Source organism: Psychrobacillus antarcticus (assembly GCF_029533155.1).
Taxonomy (GTDB): Bacteria; Bacillota; Bacilli; order Bacillales_A; family Planococcaceae; genus Psychrobacillus; species Psychrobacillus antarcticus.
In genome coordinates this window covers 1-297 of sequence record NZ_JAIZDB010000080.1, presented here as the reverse complement: position 1 = coordinate 297, position 297 = coordinate 1, and the positions used below count along the sequence as shown (strand labels likewise).

Genomic DNA, 297 nt, shown 5'->3' with positions numbered 1-297 from the left:
AGAACTAACTGCAGAGCAAAAGGGAGCTATTTCTCATCGAGGTAATGCTATTAAAAAACTTTCTTTGGTTTTGGAAGATTTAATTTTCTGAAGGATAGGTGTGGGAAATGAAGTTATTAATTATGAGTGATACACATAGTGCTACCAATTGAACTAAAAATGATGGCAGAACTAACTGCAGAGCAAAAGGGAGCTATTTCTCATCGAGGTAATGCTATTAAAAAACTTTCTTTGGTTTTGGAAGATTTAATTTTCTGAAGGATAGGTGTGGGAAATGAAGTTATTAATTATGAGTGA

At 33.3% G+C, this 297-nt stretch carries 1 protein-coding gene; it reads left to right on the top strand.

The genetic code is table 11. The features are described 5' to 3' along the window. The first annotated feature begins 138 nt into the window (after positions 1-138). Positions 139-258 (top strand): non-canonical purine NTP pyrophosphatase, encoded by a 120-nt coding sequence (locus tag LDK52_RS19975; RefSeq protein ID WP_407081843.1) that lies wholly within the window; start codon positions 139-141, stop codon positions 256-258. The last annotated feature ends 39 nt before the right edge of the window (positions 259-297 follow it).